Annotated in this window: 16 protein-coding genes and 1 pseudogene; 10 read left to right on the top strand and 7 right to left on the bottom strand. The window is 36.7% G+C overall.

The window, feature by feature from the left end; genetic code table 11:
- Window positions 1-197: 197 nt before the first annotated feature.
- Window positions 198-413 carry a helix-turn-helix domain-containing protein gene (locus OOA_RS12630; RefSeq protein WP_008912539.1) on the bottom strand — a complete coding sequence of 72 codons (216 nt, stop codon included), beginning with the start codon at window positions 411-413 and terminating at the stop codon, window positions 198-200.
- A 194-nt stretch (window positions 414-607) separates the two neighbouring features.
- On the opposite strand from OOA_RS12630, the gene OOA_RS21280 reads away from it, so the two are divergent.
- The 9 genes and pseudogenes from OOA_RS21280 to OOA_RS21385 form a co-directional block, all read left to right on the top strand.
- Window positions 608-742, top strand: coding sequence for a hypothetical protein (locus OOA_RS21280; RefSeq protein WP_336431275.1), 135 nt, complete (start codon window positions 608-610; stop codon window positions 740-742).
- A gap of 46 nt (window positions 743-788) precedes the next feature.
- Window positions 789-1376, top strand: coding sequence for a helix-turn-helix transcriptional regulator (locus tag OOA_RS12635; RefSeq protein ID WP_008912540.1), 588 nt, complete (start codon window positions 789-791; stop codon window positions 1374-1376).
- Between the two features lie 54 nt (window positions 1377-1430).
- A complete protein-coding gene (locus tag OOA_RS12640) occupies window positions 1431-2612 on the top strand; it encodes an MFS transporter (RefSeq protein WP_008912541.1) in 1182 nt (393 codons plus the stop codon).
- A gap of 140 nt (window positions 2613-2752) precedes the next feature.
- Window positions 2753-3937 (top strand): MFS transporter, encoded by a 1185-nt coding sequence (locus tag OOA_RS12645; RefSeq protein ID WP_008912542.1) that lies wholly within the window; start codon window positions 2753-2755, stop codon window positions 3935-3937.
- 79 nt (window positions 3938-4016) lie between these two features.
- Window positions 4017-4793, top strand: a complete 777-nt coding sequence (locus OOA_RS12650) for a helix-turn-helix transcriptional regulator (protein WP_008912543.1) — start codon at window positions 4017-4019, stop codon at window positions 4791-4793.
- 29 nt (window positions 4794-4822) lie between these two features.
- Entirely contained in the window at window positions 4823-5599 is a 777-nt protein-coding gene (locus OOA_RS12655) for a helix-turn-helix transcriptional regulator (protein WP_008912544.1), read from the top strand.
- 200 nt (window positions 5600-5799) lie between these two features.
- Window positions 5800-6987: an MFS transporter gene (locus tag OOA_RS12660; protein WP_008912545.1), complete on the top strand. Its 1188-nt coding sequence runs from the start codon at window positions 5800-5802 to the stop codon at window positions 6985-6987.
- Window positions 6988-7207: 220 nt separating this feature from the next.
- The gene (locus OOA_RS12665; protein WP_008912546.1) at window positions 7208-7984 is read left to right on the top strand and encodes a hypothetical protein; all 777 of its coding nucleotides are present in this window, start codon (window positions 7208-7210) and stop codon (window positions 7982-7984) included.
- 82 nt (window positions 7985-8066) lie between these two features.
- Window positions 8067-8243: pseudogene (locus tag OOA_RS21385) on the top strand (MFS transporter); the annotation flags it as partial.
- 81 nt (window positions 8244-8324) lie between these two features.
- Here OOA_RS21385 and OOA_RS12670 read toward each other — a convergent pair.
- The 5 genes from OOA_RS12670 to frdA form a co-directional block, all read right to left on the bottom strand.
- Window positions 8325-9389, bottom strand: a complete 1065-nt coding sequence (locus OOA_RS12670) for a glycoside hydrolase family 18 protein (protein WP_008912547.1) — start codon at window positions 9387-9389, stop codon at window positions 8325-8327.
- A 656-nt stretch (window positions 9390-10045) separates the two neighbouring features.
- A complete protein-coding gene (gene frdD / locus OOA_RS12675) occupies window positions 10046-10399 on the bottom strand; it encodes a fumarate reductase subunit FrdD (RefSeq protein WP_008912548.1) in 354 nt (117 codons plus the stop codon).
- A gap of 15 nt (window positions 10400-10414) precedes the next feature.
- On the bottom strand, window positions 10415-10810 hold the full coding sequence (gene frdC / locus OOA_RS12680) for a fumarate reductase subunit FrdC (protein WP_008912549.1): 396 nt from the start codon (window positions 10808-10810) through the stop codon (window positions 10415-10417).
- 14 nt (window positions 10811-10824) lie between these two features.
- Window positions 10825-11559, bottom strand: coding sequence for a succinate dehydrogenase/fumarate reductase iron-sulfur subunit (locus OOA_RS12685; protein WP_008912550.1), 735 nt, complete (start codon window positions 11557-11559; stop codon window positions 10825-10827).
- Complete coding sequence (gene frdA, locus OOA_RS12690) at window positions 11552-13348, bottom strand: fumarate reductase (quinol) flavoprotein subunit (RefSeq protein WP_008912551.1); 1797 nt, start codon at window positions 13346-13348, stop codon at window positions 11552-11554. The genes OOA_RS12685 and frdA overlap by 8 nt, the downstream gene beginning before the upstream one ends.
- Before the next feature lie 801 nt (window positions 13349-14149).
- On the opposite strand from frdA, the gene epmA reads away from it, so the two are divergent.
- On the top strand, window positions 14150-15127 hold the full coding sequence (epmA, locus tag OOA_RS12695; protein ID WP_008912552.1) for an elongation factor P--(R)-beta-lysine ligase: 978 nt from the start codon (window positions 14150-14152) through the stop codon (window positions 15125-15127).
- Between the two features lie 415 nt (window positions 15128-15542).
- Here epmA and glpQ read toward each other — a convergent pair whose 3' ends face one another.
- Window positions 15543-16619: a glycerophosphodiester phosphodiesterase gene (gene glpQ, locus OOA_RS12700; protein WP_008912553.1), complete on the bottom strand. Its 1077-nt coding sequence runs from the start codon at window positions 16617-16619 to the stop codon at window positions 15543-15545.
- Window positions 16620-16724 lie beyond the last annotated feature (105 nt).

Raw genomic sequence — 16724 nt, forward strand, 5'->3', positions numbered from 1 at the left:
TTTCGTATAAAAATACACGTAATGTTTTTTATTAAAAAATTTGTGGAATTTCTATTATATTTATTTTTTATTGTATGAGTGAGAATTGAATTTAAAATGTTAACAATAGAAAAATAACTCGCTAATGAAAAGTAATTGGCGAGTTGTTTTAAATAAAATCTTAATTTAATTTTTAGCATGCTCAAATTTTTATTTTTTTATCGTTTTTTATTTAGATAACGTGACGGCCATATTTGTGAAGGCTGTAGTTCTAAAAAGTCAGCAATAATTCTCTCACCTTTTGGCCAGCGTCGAGATAATGCATTACTCAATGTTGATGAATTTAGCCCAGAACTACGTGATAATGCAGAGAGTGATGTACCTTTCTTTTTTATTGCTGCAATAATATCTGCGGGATGCCAATCTTCTATCATAATATCTCCATTTGTTATCAATGTTAATTATTATATATTTAATTATATTTACTTCTTATTCCTCATGAGTGATAAAAATAAACTGTATGTTGGCATTTTTAAATATTCATAAATTTAGTATTTTAATATTTAATTTGATGTGTTAAAGATATATCTATTAATTTAGTTTTATAATGAAACTTGATGGAGTGTTGATGGACATAGAAAATAAATTTCTAGAGAATGCATGTGCTAATTTAACAAAAAACTTTGCTAATTATTTCGATTGGAATGATATGGATTTGAATATTTCACATATCGATGTGAAAAATAAAAATACTGTCAAATAATTATGAATGGCAACTGATTTTTTGGGATGATGATTTAGATTTAAGAATGAGTGAAAGATTAACTTCGGGTATTCAATATTGGAGTGGCTATTCCAATGATTTTGTTAAAACACTAAAGAAAACAGGGAAAAATAAATTGAAAGTTGATTTTTGCACTCAATATGATGATGTTTTTGAAATTACGTCAATTAATTCAATAAAAAACCTCTCTTTATCCGATATGATGGCAGTTTATAAATATCGGCCAATCATAGCTGATTATGCACATAAGATATGGAGTCAAGATTCTGAAGTGGCTTTACCGATAAGAGAAAATATTTTGTTATCTTCTGATGAAATAAAAAATATAGATAGAACATCCTCTGAGTTGTTAGATGCTCATCAATATATGCGTTTTGGAAATATTCGATTTACTCGTAAAGAAGTCATTACTATTAGATTATTTTTATCTCATTGTAGAGTTAAAGAAATTAGTGCAATTCAAGGGTGTTCTGAAGCTTCTGAGCATAAACGTATTCAACGAATTAAAGAAAAACTGAATTGCCCCTACGTATCGCCAAGTGGGTTATTTACTGCATTAAAAGAACAGGGTATTACATTAGCCTGTTTAGAGACTTTGATTAGTGTTACTTGAGCAGTATTAAAATCATATCAAATTGAATGAAGTAAATAGGATAAGGAATGTAATATGAAATGGAAATTTAGAATTGGCGCGGTTATGGGAAATGCTCTTGAATATTATGACGTTGCAGTATTTGCGGCTATCTCAACCTATTTGAGTGCAGAATTAGAACGACAAGGATATTCACAAGCAACCGAAATGGTCTGGGGGATTTTTGCATTGCGCTTTATTATCCGGCCTATCGGTGGATATGTAATAGGGCGTTATGCCGATAGAGTCGGTAAAAAGTCAGCGTTAATTCTGACAAGTTTGATTACCGGAACTGCAACACTGTGCATGGCATTATTACCTATTGAATTATTAGGCGCTTATACACCCGTTGCTATTTTAATTTTACAAATGGCTCTTTCTTTCAGCTTTGCAGGTGAGTATCCATCATTGATTACCTATTTATTTAATCATGCAAAAAGCAATGAGCGAGCGCGAATTTCATCATTAGTTGTTGGTAGTTCAATGGTTGGCGTGATTACTTCGTTGGGATTCGTTTTTATTCTAGAGCATATATTAGATACCGATACTATGCAGAGTATCGGTTGGCGTATTCCTTTATTATTCGGCCTTGTGAATATCTTGATTAGTTTTTGGTTTAGATTGATATTACCCGAACAATTAGAGATGAAAAAAAGTTATTCTATTAATTGGAGGCAGGTTTTTTATATTATTTTACTGACAGTGCCTGGTTCAGTTATTTTTTATTCACAAAACATTTCATCATCACTTATTTTGAAATATTTAAATGTGGGTGAATTAAAGAGTATCTACGTAATTGCATTCGCAATTTTATTGTTATTACTTATGTTAATTTGTGGATGGTTAACGGATAAATATAGTTCGTCAAAAAGAATATTCAATTATGGTGTTGTAGGAATGGTTGTCCTTTCCGCACCGCTTTATTTTGCAATGCATAGCGATGTTATAGAAGTAATTCTGTTAGCACAGCTTATGATGACAATTTATGCTGCAATGATCCTATGCAATTCTTCATGGGTACTCGCGCAAGCAGCCAATGGGGAAGCCACTACGCTAGGTTTAGGCTATAACATAGCATCAACAATAGTTGGAGGTTTAACACCTTTAATTATCAGTTATCTTTTGGATATTCACTTAGTTTATGTCGGTGCTTTTGTTGCTTTATGTGGCCTTACGTTACTGCTGTCATACAAGTTACCAAAGCCTCAAATAGCATAGCGCATTGATAAGTCATCTACAAAATAATTCAAGTTGCTGAGAGTTGTTACCAGTAACTTAAATTATGGGAGATAGGTCGGTTAATTGAAATGTAATAAGTCACAGCATTCCGAGCCTCAATATAAAACAAGGAATTAGCGATGAAATGGAAATTTAGAATTGGCGCGGTTATGGGAAATGCTCTTGAATACTATGACGTTGCAGTATTTGCGGCTATCTCAACCTATTTGAGTGCAGAATTGGAGCGGCAAGGGTATTCACAAGCAACCGAAATGGTCTGGGGGATTTTTGCATTGCGCTTTATTATCCGGCCTATCGGTGGGTATGTAATAGGACGTTATGCAGATAGAGTCGGTAAAAAATCAGCGTTAATTATGACAAGTTTGATTACAGGAACTGCAACACTGTGCATGGCATTATTGCCGATTGAATTATTAGGCGCTTATACGCCAGTCGCGATTTTAATTTTACAGATGGCTCTTTCTTTCAGCTTTGCAGGCGAGTATCCATCATTAATTATTTATCTTTTTAATAGCAGCAAAGATAATGAGTGTGCACGAGTTTCTTCACTTATTAGTGGGAGTTCGGTATTTGGAGTAATTATTTCTCTGAGTTTGGTTTTTATATTGGAGATGATATTAGATCAGGAAGTAATGCAAAAAATAGGCTGGCGGATACCTTTATTCCTAGGGGTTGTTAATATAGTGATTAGTTTTTGGTTTAGAGCAAAACTACCTAATCAAAGTACTGTTGCTAAAAATGTTCGATCTATAAATTGGTTACAAGTATGTCAGGTTTTTTTAATCACAGTACCAGGAACAGTGATATTTTTTGCTCAAAATATTTCTATGCATCTGGTTTTTAAACATTTACAAATAGGTGAATTAAAAAACATATATAGCATTATATTATCCAGTTTGTTACTACTTTCTATGTTAATTTGCGGTTGGTTAACGGATAAATATAGTTCATCTAAGCGTGTTTTTAATTTAGGTGTTAGGGGGATGATACTTTTATCTATTCCACTTTATTTATCAATGGATAGTCAATTCATTGAGTTAATTATAATTGCGCAAATCATTATGATCATTTATGCAGCTATGATCCTATGTAATTTATCTTTTGTGCAATCAGATTCTTCTGGAGGGAAAGCAACGACACTTGGTGTTGGTTTTAATCTTGCAGCAACAATGGTTGGAGGGGGTACACCGTTGATTATTAATTATTTAGTTAGTATTCATCTATTTTATGTAGGCGTTTTTCTGACTTTATGTGGTTTAACTTTATTAATATCATATCGTTTACCAAAACAAAAGTTAATATGAAGTTTTTGATATTACAGCATAAATAAAATATGGATTAACATTTTATTTAATTGACCTAACTATTTTAAAAGAGATTTTCATGGATATACAAAGTGCATTATTAGAAAAAGCATGCTTGAGTTTAACTAAGGATTTTTCAAGCTATTTTGATTGGAATGAAATTGATTTAACTTTTTTTCGTGTTGATATTGAAAGTCAGAAAATATACATAACATCTAATAATTATGAATGGCAATTAATGTGTTGGGACGATGATCTTGATTTACTTATAAACGAAAGATTAAATTCTGGAATTCAATATTGGAATAATTATTCAGATGCTTTTAAAAAAACATTATCGAAAGCTGATAAAAGCGAACTGAAAATTGATTTTTGTGCTAAATATGGCAATGTCTTTGAGATTACAACCATAAATTCAAATAAGCCGCTATCGTTATCAGATATGATGACTATCTACAAATATCGCCCGACTATAGCTGATTATGCACACAGAATATGGAAGCAAAATCCTGAAATCTCCTTACCGATGAGAGCAGATATTTCGTTACCGCCTGATATATTAAAAAATACAGAAAATCAATCAACTGAGTTACTCGATATCCATCAATATATGCGTTTCGGTAATATTCGATTTACTCGTAAAGAGATCATAACCATTCGATTGTTATTGTCTCATTGCAGAGTAAAAGAAATTAGTACGATTCAAGGTTGTTCTGAGGCTTCTGAGCATAAACGTATTCAGAGAATTAAAGAAAAACTCGATTGCCCTTATGCATCACCAAGTGGATTATTTAAAGTATTAAAAGAACAGGGTATTACATTGGCATGCTTGGAAACTTTAGTGAGTTTTCCATAAGATGATTATTTTAATATAAGGAATTGTTTATGGATATTACGAGTGCCTCATTAGAAAATGCATGTGTGAAATTTAAAAAATATTTTTCAAACCATTTTGATTGGAATGATATTGACTATACATTTATTTATATAGATGTAGATAATAAGCAAACATATAATATTTCCAACAATTATGAGTGGCAATTAATTTGTTGGGATGATGATTTAGATTTATTAGTTAATGAAAGACTGATTCCAGGTGTTCAATTATGGAGTAATTACTCAGAATTTTTTTCAAAAACATTAACTAAATCTAGTAAAAGAAAAACAAAAATTGATTTTTGCAATAAATATGGTCATATTTTTGAAATTTCAACAATTAACTCAAAACGAGCGCTTTCTGTAGCAGATACAATGGCTATTTATAAATATCGACCAATTATTGCCGACTATGCTCACCAGTTATGGAAAAAAAATAAAGAAATCACCTTACCTTTGCGTCAGGAAATTGCTTTACCGTTATATATGCAAGAAGACAAACAAGAAACAACTACGGATCTATTAGATACTCATCAATATATGCGTTTCGGTAATATTCGATTTACTCGAAAAGAGATCATAACAATTCGATTGTTATTGTCTCATTGCAGAGTAAAAGAAATTAGCGCGGTTCAAGGTTGTTCTGAAGCTTCTGAGCATAAACGTATTCAGAGAATTAAAGAAAAACTCGATTGCCCTTATGCATCACCAAGTGGATTATTTAAAGTATTAAAAGAACATGGAATTACATTGGCATGTTTAGAAACATTGGTCAATTTTCCTTAATAAGCATGAATGATTTACTTATCACTAGTCAGTTTATACTCAAAATAATTCAAATTGCAGCTAAGCGGCAAATGAAGATAGTCGGGGAGCATAGATAAACTATGTGACTCGGCTAGCTGGGAGCAGTCAACAACGCTGCAACTCGAAGTATGACGAGTATATATACGGAAGATGGAACAGTAAAATACAAGGGAAGTGATATGAAATGGAAATTCAGATTTGGTGCTGCATTAGGTAATATGCTGGAATACTATGATATTGCCGTTTTTGCTGCAATTTCAGTGTATCTGAGTGCTGAATTGGAACGCCTAGGTTATAACCAAGCAACAGAAATGGTGTGGGGGATTTTTGCATTACGTTTTTTGGTTCGTCCTATTGGCGGTTATGTGATTGGCCGTTATGCCGATAAAGTAGGTAAAAAGCCAGCACTGATCCTCACCAGTCTGATTACGGGAATTTCAACATTTTGTATGGCTTTATTGCCGATACAACTACTTGGAGCTTATACGCCACTCGTCATCTTAGTGATACAAATGGCGCTATCTTTTAGTTTTGCGGGTGAATATCCATCATTAATTACTTATCTACTTAATGGTGCTGCATCTAATCAGCGCTCGAGGATAGCCACTCTGCCGCCTGCTGGTGCCATATTGGGAGTCATCATTTCACTTGGATTAGTTTTACTATTAGAGCGAACATTAACGCCTGAAATGATGCAAGCCTTTGGCTGGCGTATCCCTTTATTGTTTGGTGTTGTTAATATTGCCATTAGCTTCTGGTTTAGGGCAAGATTACCAAATCACCCAGTAGTGCAAAGCGGTTATCGGCCTATAAATTGGTATCGTTCATTTCATGTTTTTTTACTGGGTGTGCCGGCCACGCTTACCTTTTATGCCCAAAATATTTCCTCATCAGTCATCGTTGAGCATTTGAATATAGGTGATCTAAGGAGTGTATATGCAATTTTAACTTCTAGCCTATTATTAATTGTCATGGTGATTTGTGCATGGCTAACAGATAAATACAGTTCATCAATAAAAATATTTAATATTGGTATTGCTGGATTAGTTATTTTCTCTATCCCGTTATATTACATAATGAGCAATGGAATTATTGAAATAATCATTATTGCACAGCTTATTATGACTATTTTTATAGCAATGATTATGTGTAACGTAGCTGACAAAATTGTAACTGCTGCTGATGGGCAAACAACGACCTTAAGTATCGGTTTTAATTTTACGGCAATTTTTGTCGGGGGGTTAACACCATTGATAATAAGTTATTTATCTGGATTTAATTTAATTTATGTCGGTGTATTTTTAGCGTTGTGTAGTTTAACAGTGCTACTATCAAGCAAATTATCGAAAAAAATATCATTACAATAATAAATTTTAATGTTTATTTATTGATTTGACGTTTATATGCGAGTTGGAAATTGTTATATATTTAATAATATAATCTTCACTAATGCAATAAGTAGGGTTGCATTAGTGAATATATAAAATAACTTTAATTCAGTAAGTGTATTTCGTGACATGTCACGATGATAGCTTTTGAGTAAAACGTGTTTTTTGGATATATAAAATTAATAATATAAGGGATTTAATGGATATTAAAAATACATTCATAGAAAAAATCTGTGTTGATTTTAAAAATAACTTTTCCAATCATTTTGATTGGAATGATATAGATATCACTTATTCGCGTATTGATATCTGTGATAAAGTTATTCATGGCGTGTCAAGTAATTATGATTGGATGTTAACGTATTGGGGGGATGATTTAGATCTGTTAATAAATGAAAGGCTTACTGCGGGTGTTCAATATTGGAATAATTATTCACAAGCTCATACAGATTCATTGTCTAAAATTAATAAAAATACAGTAAAACTGGATTTTTGTAATCAATATGGGAATGTTTTTGAAATCACATCAATTAATTCTAACAAACAATTATCAATGGAAGATTTGTTAGCTATTTATAGTCATCGATCTTCAATTGCTGATTATATTCACGCAACATGGGAACAAAATGAGGAAATTGTTTTACCTCTCAGGGCCGATATTGCATTGCCTTTAGGATCATTGCAGACAATAGGGGAGCAATCGTCCGAGTCATTCGATATTCAACAATACATGCGCTTTGGTAATATCCGTTTTACCCGCGAAGAGGTCATGACTATTCGGCTTCTACTTTCAAATTGTCAAATTTCAGGAATTAGTGTTATTCAAGGATGTTCTGAAGATATTGAAAATGAAAGAATTCAAAAAATTAAAGATAAACTCGATTGTCCCTATGCAACTGATAACGGGTTACTTAATGTATTAAAAGAGCAGGGGATAACACTGGCTTGCTTGGAAACATTAGTACGTTATCCGTAGTTACTTTAATATTAAGGCGATTGATATATAATGCCAATATCAATCGCTAGTAGCAATGATTAGCTATAGTAAGGGTTATAGAATGAAATGGAAATTCAGGCTTGGCGCGGTTATAGGAAATGCACTCGAATATTATGTTATTGCCGTATTTGCTACCATATTGATATATTTAAGTGCGGAGCTAGAGCGGTAAGGGTATTCACAAGCAACCGAAATGGTCTGGGGGATTTTTGCTTTACGTTTTATGTTCACTGCTATTCATGTCGTATTTATCTATAAAAATCCCGTCATTTCTGACGGGATAGGTTATCTGGATTAGTTGGGTATTTTTCATTTCTATTTAATTGGAACGACTAGCCCCGTTTGCTGCGTCTATCATTTCATTGATGTATTTCACTTGCTCTACAAATGGCATTGCTTGATTATTTGATCCTAGTGCCCAAACGAAGAAACCACCATAATTATTTCGAGCCTGCCACCTAGCGCGCTCTATATTGTTTGTCCGACTTTCAACAAAATTACCAGCCGGTCCCCATTGGCTATTAATTGTCGTCCCTAGAACGACTTTAGATGGATTTTCAATCACGCGAGCATAGTTTTTCATAGCAACATCGTATTTAAAATTCGGACCTGCGTCATAAGCCATAACGTTAAAAAAGTCGAAGATATTTTTTCCTTCTTTCAGGATCTGTAAGACCTCGCCGTGATGGTTTGAACGAGCTGGTTCAATATAAGAGCAATTTTGAACGACCGTTGGGTTCGAACATTCAAGAGGATCTGCACCAACATGATAAGTTGTTAAACTTAGCAGTTTTGTGCCTGATAAACTTGCCATTTTTTGACGTACACGTTTAGTGAGATCTAATAGATTCGCATTTTCATCTAGTGTCAGTCGTGCTCCTTTTTCAAAGTCAAAATCGATCCCATCTAGTTGAACGGTACCAACTTGTCGGTACTGGTTTTGACCTTCAGCTTTCTTAAATACTGGATAGTTTTGGTTGAGTAAATTGACTAAGTTCTGCGCTATTCTTTCACGGCTGTCTGGAGTTGCAAGATGACTCCAAATAGCTTCATAATTCTGACCACCAAAAGCGACCATTACTTTTTTATTTGGATTATCGAATTTAAATTTTGTCCAAGTTAAATATGCTTGGGGGATCCAGCTGAGATCAGTAGATGTAGGCGGGGTAATCATATTGTCTGACATATGAATCTCACCTCCCTCATCCCATCGTCCGAAAGACAATAGCAGAATATCAACTTTAGAATCCTCTATTAATTTTGGTGCATTCTCAGGAAGACCCCAAGAAGTCAGATAGCTAATCGCTCGTTTGTTTGGATCAGCAAATGCAGGTTGTATCAAGATGGCGCAACTGATGATGAGCACGAAAGTTAACTTTTTCATAAAATGACCTTTAGCCTTAAATAGTTAAACTACATTAAGCTGTTGTTAATCCAGCTTGTGGCTTGATAGTTCAGTCATGCTTTCTGCATATAGATTTATTTTTACGGCCAGAAATTGAGCCACTCTAAGATAAAGTGGACAGTAAAACTTTAATTAAAAAACCAACGGCTAAGAAAGCGAAGTAATATTCAAGTTTTCGTTGAATCTATACGCTATAAGATATTTGATGATGCAAGGAACTGATGGCTTGTGTACAGAGACTTTAAATTTGGCCAGCTGACCGAAGGTCATATCCTCATATCAACAATACGACGGGTGATTACATTATTTTGCATTAAATCATGACTGAGAGTACCACTCAGTCTTTTCTCAATATTTGGATACGTTATTCAAAATACAAAGAACTAAATACGGCGAACAGATAATTAATGGAAGTGATTATTCATTATAGTTGCTATTCAGAAATTGAGCTAATCGTAGGATAGTTTACCGAAGTTACATCCTGTAGATTATGTGTTTTATCATCCGTTTCATCAAGTTTGTTGTGATTAGCTTGGTATGAGGCGGGAAATGTAACATACATAAAAAACCAGTGGCTAATTGATATAGCCACTGGTTAATTTTATTTGCTGCAAGCAACTGTTCTAACTATGCAATTACAGTGTGAATACACCGATAATTGCAATCACAGAAATAATTGCTGAGGCACCATAGAAAACCCATTTTGACGCAGGGACATGCACTTTAAAATCATGCAGTGTGTGGTGAATGCGGTGCATACCACACCATACCGGCAAAATGATCATCAGTAGTAGGAAAATGCGGCCGATAAAGCTTGAACAAAATGCAAGGATACGTTCATAGCTTAACATATCAGGTGCAACACCCAGTGGGATCAAAATCCCGAGAAGTAGGATGATGACTGGGCCAACAATCGCACTCCACATACCACCTGCACCAAATAATCCCCAGAAAATCGGTTCATCGGAACGTTTAGGCGTTAGGTTCATCAGATTCTCCTTAGATTAAAATACCAGTGCAATGGCTAAAATAGCTACGGTAACCACAATCGTTAATGCCCAAAAGCCTTTAACAATTGGCTCTTCTGGCATTTTTTTGTCTTTAACAATAATACAGACTGCTTTCGGTGCGAGCTTAAACCATGTTGAAGTGTGCAGCAGTGTGGCAGCTAATGTAATAATGTTAATGATAAGAACGATAGGGTTGTGTAGGAAAGCAACGAAGCCTTCCCATGATTCTGGGCCAGCTTTGAGTGCAAACACACCATACAGGACAAGTAGACTGAACCAAACTTGCAGTACAGATGTGCTCTCGCGCATGATATAAAAGCGATAAAAACCAAGCTTCTGCCACCAGTCGCCTTTCATTTCTCTGACATAGGGCTTACGTTTTGTTGTCATGACTTCAATTCTCCTTATCGTGGCTTCAGCATGGCGATAACAAGGTCTTGCGCACTGGCAGCTTTACCTTGTTGAATTGCAGCAGCAGGGTCGACATGCTTAGGACAGACTTCAGAGCAGTAGCCTACAAACGTACAGCTCCAGACACCGTTATCACCATTTAACAATGGCATACGTTCTTTAGCACCGTGGTCACGGTTATCCAGATTGTAGCGCTCTGCGAGTGTAATTGCGGCTGGTCCCAAGAACTCTGGGTTAAGACCAAATTGTGGGCAAGCGGAGTAGCACAAGCCACAGTTAATACAGCCAGAGAACTGATGGTATTTTGCCATCTGTGCTGGAGTCTGTTTATTTGGACCATCAGACGGTTTACGATCATTACCAATAATGTAAGGTTTGATAGCTTCTAAGCGTTCGATAAAGTGAGTCATATCGACCACTAAGTCGCGCTCGATAGGGAAGTTACCTAACGGCTCAACTTTCATTCCTTGTGGATATTCACGCAGGAATGTTTTACACGCCAATTTTGGTACGCTATCAACCATCATGCCGCAAGAGCCACAAATCGCCATACGGCATGACCAACGGTAAGAAAGATCAGGTGCAAGGTTATCTTTGATATAACCTAAAGCATCCAGCAACGAGGTTTGCTCATCATAAGGGACATCATATGCCACTAAATGGGGCTCATTATCCGTTTCTGGATTGTAGCGCATGATCTCCATTTTTAAGTGTTTCATATCATCCATTAGCTTGCTCCTTCTTTGCCTTGTCTTGAGCTTCAGCTTCTGCACCATAAACACGTTTTGCTGGCTGAGATTTCGTAATTTTCACATCACTGTATTCTAGGCGAGGAGTGCCTTCAGGGTTATAGAATGCCAATGTGTGTTTCAAGAAATTCACATCATCGCGCTCAGTGCAACCTTCGTCGAGACGTTGGTGTGCACCACGGGATTCTTTACGGTTAATCGCTGAATGCGCCATACACTCTGCAACATCCAAGCCAAATCCTAGCTCGATGGTGTAAAGTAGGTCAGTATTGAACACGCTACTATGATCGGTAATTTCGACGTGTTTGAAGCGTTCTTTCAATTCAGCAATCTTATCAATAGTTTTTTGCATTAATTCAGGAGTACGGTAGATACCGCAGCCTTCTTCCATTGATAATCCCATTTCATCGCGGATTTTAGACCAGCTTTCTTTACCTTTTTGGTTCAGAAGTTTGTTTAGATTATCTTCAATATCACGAGTGCGTGCTTCAATAGCATTTGCGTTAGCTGGTGTTGCTTCAGCGGCATGTTTTGCTGCTTGTTCGCCCGCAAGGCGACCAAATACCACTAATTCAGCTAATGAGTTAGAACCCAAACGATTCGCACCGTGCAGACCAACTGATGAACATTCACCCACGGCAAATAAGCCTTTGATACGCGTTTCACAGTTATGATCAGTTTCGATACCACCCATAGTGTAGTGAGCCGTTGGGCGAACAGGGATTGGATCAGTTACTGGGTCAACACCCACGTAGGCTTTTGCTAATTCGCAAATAAACGGTAGACGTTCATGCAATTTTTCTGCACCGAGGTGACGAAGGTCAAGATACACGACATCACCACGATGAGTGCTGATAGTGCGGCCTGCACGCCATTCGTGCCAGAAGGCTTGTGAAACTTTGTCACGAGGACCCAGTTCCATATATTTATTTTCAGGTTTCCCGAGAGGTGTTTCAGGTCCCATTCCGTAATCTTGCAGATAGCGGTAGCCATCTTTGTTGACAAGGATACCACCTTCACCACGGCAACCTTCAGTCATTAAGATCCCAGAACCTGGTAACCCCGTTGGGTGATATTGAACAAACTCCATATCACGTAGTGGGACACCATGGCGGAAAGCCATACCCATACCATCACCTGTCACAATACCGCCGTTGGTATTGTAGCGGTAAACGCGTCCTGCACCGCCTGTTGCCATAATGATAGAATTAGCTCGGATTTGAACTTTGGAGCCTTCCATCATATTCAGTGCAACAAGGCCGCGAACTTGTCCTTCATCGACAATGATATCGAGAACGAAATGTTCATCAAAACGTTGAATTTGAGGGTATTTTAATGATGTTTGGAAAAGGGTGTGGAGCATATGGAAGCCGGTTTTATCGGCAGCAAACCAAGTACGTTCAATTTTCATTCCACCAAAGCGGCGAACGTTGACTGAACCATCAGGTTTACGGCTCCATGGGCAGCCCCACAGTTCCAGTTGGGTCATTTCTGTTGGGCAGTGTTCGACGAAATATTCGACGACATCCTGCTCACACAGCCAGTCTCCACCAGAAACCGTATCATTAAAGTGATAGTCGTAGGAGTCATGGGCCTGAGTAACTGCGGCTGATCCCCCCTCTGCGGCCACAGTATGGCTACGCATTGGGTAAACTTTTGAGATCAAAGCAATCTTGATGTTGGGATTTGCTTCTGCGGCAGCAATCGCTGCACGTAAGCCTGCGCCCCCGGCCCCGATAATCGCTAAATCGGCATTGAAGGTTTGCACTGCGCTTCTCCATTGTTCAAGTGTAAATTGATAAATTCTGTTAAATACTTTTGATGCTTAGCTATTTGTTTGTCAGCGTCGTTCAATGTGATACTGCAAAATCGCTCTTTTTTAATAGTAAATAATATAATAGCTAATAATGACTTATCATGCTGTGAATTATAGCGAATCATGTTCAGGATAAATTTGATATAGAGGGGGGTTTTAGTCAATTTAGCTTATAAAACGTGATCTACGCCAAGGTTTTATCAATTGTTTTTTCATGAGTGGCATTTTAAGTTTGATAAGCAACAATAAAACGTAAATTCAAATGATTACCATTATTCTTAACCTAAGACTCAGCGTTTAAAACTCTTTTAAAGGTTATTGCGTGATGAGTGTAAAGCGAATAATAGCAAAAATTTTATTGAATTATTTTGTTCATTCTGAATATTCAATCGCGAATTAAATTTATTGTTATTGACGATTTATTTTTATTTTTAAAGCTATCAAGTTAAACCTTTCTTAAGGAAAATATAAAGATAAATACTTGTAACATTGACTTAACATCACATAAGAAATAATCATGCTTTTGATTCTAAAATTAAATCAAGTTTACCTGTTATGAAAACGTTTTTGCCTAATTGTTGAAAGCAGAGGATAATCACGCATTATTTGCCTCATCTTGTTATATTTTTGTTACTTTGTCGGTGTGATGACCGTATTATCAAAAACAAGCAGTATCAGAACAATGTGAATGCATTGTTTGTAACACAAGAGATGAGTAAACTGCGTGACTATGTTTATTTTGGAGTTATTTTAATGAGTGAAGTAGCGGACTGGCAGCCAAGCGCACCCATCGCTAATCTGTTACAGCGGGCAAAAATTATTGCTGAAATCAGACGTTTTTTTACTGAACGCTGTGTACTAGAGGTTGAAACTCCTGCAATGAGTCAGGCAACCATCACGGACATTCACCTTGTCCCCTTTAATACACGTTTTGTAGGACCTGGGGCAGCACAAGGAATCGATCTTTATTTGATGACAAGCCCTGAATACCATATGAAGCGTTTGCTTGCTGCTGGCAGCGGGCCAATCTACCAACTCTGTCGTAGTTTTCGTAATGAAGAATCTGGACGACATCATAACCCTGAATTTACGATGCTTGAATGGTATCGTCCACATTATGATATGTATCGTTTAATTAATGAGGTCGATGACTTACTTCAGCAAGTGCTCGATTGTGAAAGTGCTGAATTACTTTCTTATCAACAAGCATTTTTACGCCATTTAGACATTGATCCGCTTTCAGCTGAAAAATGTGAATTAAGAGAAGTTGCTGCTCGTTTAGATTTGAGTAATGTGGCTGATCAAGAAGAAGATAAAGACATTCTATTACAATTACTTTTCACCATGGGTGTTGAGCCACATATTGGGCAAGAAAAACCCACGGTTGTTTATCATTTCCCCGCAACACAAGCCTCTTTAGCTGAAATTAGTACGGAAGATCATCGTGTAGCGGAGCGCTTTGAGGTTTACTTCAAAGGTATGGAACTTGCTAACGGTTTCCGTGAATTAACGGATGCGAGCGAACAGCGTCAACGTTTCGAACAAGATAATCGCCGACGTGCTGCAATGGGCCTATCTGTCCATCCGATTGATGAATATCTATTGGCAGCACTGGCACATGGCTTACCAGAATGTTCTGGCGTTGCATTAGGGGTCGATCGCCTGATTATGTTGGCATTAAATGCCGATAAGATCAGCGAGGTTATTGCGTTTCCCGTCACAATTGCCTAATCTCCGTCATACTTCGTGTTATCTCGTTGTTGACTGCACTCAGCTACCCAAGTCACATACTTATGTATGCTCCTTGGGATAGCTTCATTTGTCGCCTAGATATAACCCGAATTATTTAGGAGGATCTCCCCGTCATACTCCGAGCTGTCTCGTTGTTGGCTGCATTCGCTCACGCTAGTCACATACTTGTGTATGCTCCTAGCTATTTGCTCATTTGCCGCCTAGATACAGCTCGAATTATTTAGGGTATATGTTTTAGTTACTGAGTTACTTAACTACTTAACTACTTAACTACTTAACTACTTAACTACTTAACTACTTAACTACTTAACTACTTAACTACTTAACTACTTAACTACTTAACTACTTAACTACTTAACTACTTAACTACTTAACTATGTTGCAAGTAGCATCGTTATTGATGTTGCTTCTGCTTTTGCAAGAACTGTACGCCTAAATCAGGGAAGTCAGTAAATGCGCCATCAACATCTGCTTGATTATAAATAATTTCAAATAGTTGCTGACCATCTTTGGCATATTTTGGTAATTTATCAACTCTAATAGTGAAAGGGTGCACTGCCATATTATTTGCATGCGCGTCTTTAACCATACCGGTTAGCTTAATGTTGTCTGGCGTTGAATCTTCGCTGACCAGCATATGGTAATCTGGGCCAATACCATCTGCGTAGGTAGCTATTTCTTTCATTGAATTTGGTTCAAACATCCAGTCATAACTATAATTAACCCAAGAACCATCAGGTTTTTGCTCTTGCGTTTCATTCCAATCGGTATAGGCAATAAGCTGGACAAGCTTCACATCCATGCCCATTTCTGGCATGAGCGTATTTTTGATGCGTTTGAGTTCGTTAGCATCAAAACATTGAAGATAAACATTCGATGCTTTATCGGTATAACCATATTCCTTCAAGACTTCTAGCGTTTTTTTGGTGATATCTTTGCCTTCTTGCTGGTGGAACCATGGCGCTTTAATTTCAGGGTAAATACCAATGTTTTTACCCGTTGATTTATTCAAACCTTGAATAAATTCAATTTCTTCTTGGAAAGTGTGGACTCGAAAATCAGATTTGCCCATCGGGAAGCGATTAGGGTAGCTTTGGACTTGTTTACCATCAACAATATCAAACCCTTCGGTGAATTTTAGTGATTTGATTTCGTCAAGTGTAAAGTCAATGGCGTAATAACGTCCATCCTGACGAGCGCGATTTGGAAAACGCTCAGCAACATCGGTTACACGGTCAAGATAATGGTCATGCAATACCACTAATTCATTATCCTTGGTCATTACCAGGTCTTGTTCTAAAAAGTCCGCGCCTTGAGCATAAGCCATTGCTTTAGCTGGTAGAGTGTGTTCCGGTAGATAACCGCTTGCACCTCGATGAGCGATAACAACTTTTTCGGCTGCTTGTGCCACAGCTGAAACTGACATCACTAGAACCATACTCGCCACTAATGTTTTTAATGGGAAGGTCATGATTGTATCTCCTTGTCACTTTCTTTAGGTAAAAAAAGGGCTATATCACAATGTGATATAGCCCCGAGCTTGTATTCTTTACACTTCAAGTTGCCAGTGTGTTGG

Source organism: Providencia burhodogranariea DSM 19968, assembly GCF_000314855.2.
GTDB lineage: Bacteria > Pseudomonadota > Gammaproteobacteria > Enterobacterales > Enterobacteriaceae > Providencia > Providencia burhodogranariea.

What these genes read in the sequence shown, in the direction of transcription:
- OOA_RS12630 (WP_008912539.1), bottom strand. Translation starts at nt 413, where the DNA reads ATGATAGAAGATTGGCATCCCGCAGATATTATTGCAGCAATAAAAAAG.
- OOA_RS21280 (WP_336431275.1), top strand. Translation starts at nt 608, where the DNA reads ATGGACATAGAAAATAAATTTCTAGAGAATGCATGTGCTAATTTAACA.
- OOA_RS12635 (WP_008912540.1), top strand. Translation starts at nt 789, where the DNA reads ATGAGTGAAAGATTAACTTCGGGTATTCAATATTGGAGTGGCTATTCC.
- OOA_RS12640 (WP_008912541.1), top strand. Translation starts at nt 1,431, where the DNA reads ATGAAATGGAAATTTAGAATTGGCGCGGTTATGGGAAATGCTCTTGAA.
- OOA_RS12645 (WP_008912542.1), top strand. Translation starts at nt 2,753, where the DNA reads ATGAAATGGAAATTTAGAATTGGCGCGGTTATGGGAAATGCTCTTGAA.
- OOA_RS12650 (WP_008912543.1), top strand. Translation starts at nt 4,017, where the DNA reads ATGGATATACAAAGTGCATTATTAGAAAAAGCATGCTTGAGTTTAACT.
- OOA_RS12655 (WP_008912544.1), top strand. Translation starts at nt 4,823, where the DNA reads ATGGATATTACGAGTGCCTCATTAGAAAATGCATGTGTGAAATTTAAA.
- OOA_RS12660 (WP_008912545.1), top strand. Translation starts at nt 5,800, where the DNA reads ATGAAATGGAAATTCAGATTTGGTGCTGCATTAGGTAATATGCTGGAA.
- OOA_RS12665 (WP_008912546.1), top strand. Translation starts at nt 7,208, where the DNA reads ATGGATATTAAAAATACATTCATAGAAAAAATCTGTGTTGATTTTAAA.
- OOA_RS12670 (WP_008912547.1), bottom strand. Translation starts at nt 9,389, where the DNA reads ATGAAAAAGTTAACTTTCGTGCTCATCATCAGTTGCGCCATCTTGATA.
- frdD (WP_008912548.1), bottom strand. Translation starts at nt 10,399, where the DNA reads ATGAACCTAACGCCTAAACGTTCCGATGAACCGATTTTCTGGGGATTA.
- frdC (WP_008912549.1), bottom strand. Translation starts at nt 10,810, where the DNA reads ATGACAACAAAACGTAAGCCCTATGTCAGAGAAATGAAAGGCGACTGG.
- OOA_RS12685 (WP_008912550.1), bottom strand. Translation starts at nt 11,559, where the DNA reads ATGGATGATATGAAACACTTAAAAATGGAGATCATGCGCTACAATCCA.
- epmA (WP_008912552.1), top strand. Translation starts at nt 14,150, where the DNA reads ATGAGTGAAGTAGCGGACTGGCAGCCAAGCGCACCCATCGCTAATCTG.
- glpQ (WP_008912553.1), bottom strand. Translation starts at nt 16,619, where the DNA reads ATGACCTTCCCATTAAAAACATTAGTGGCGAGTATGGTTCTAGTGATG.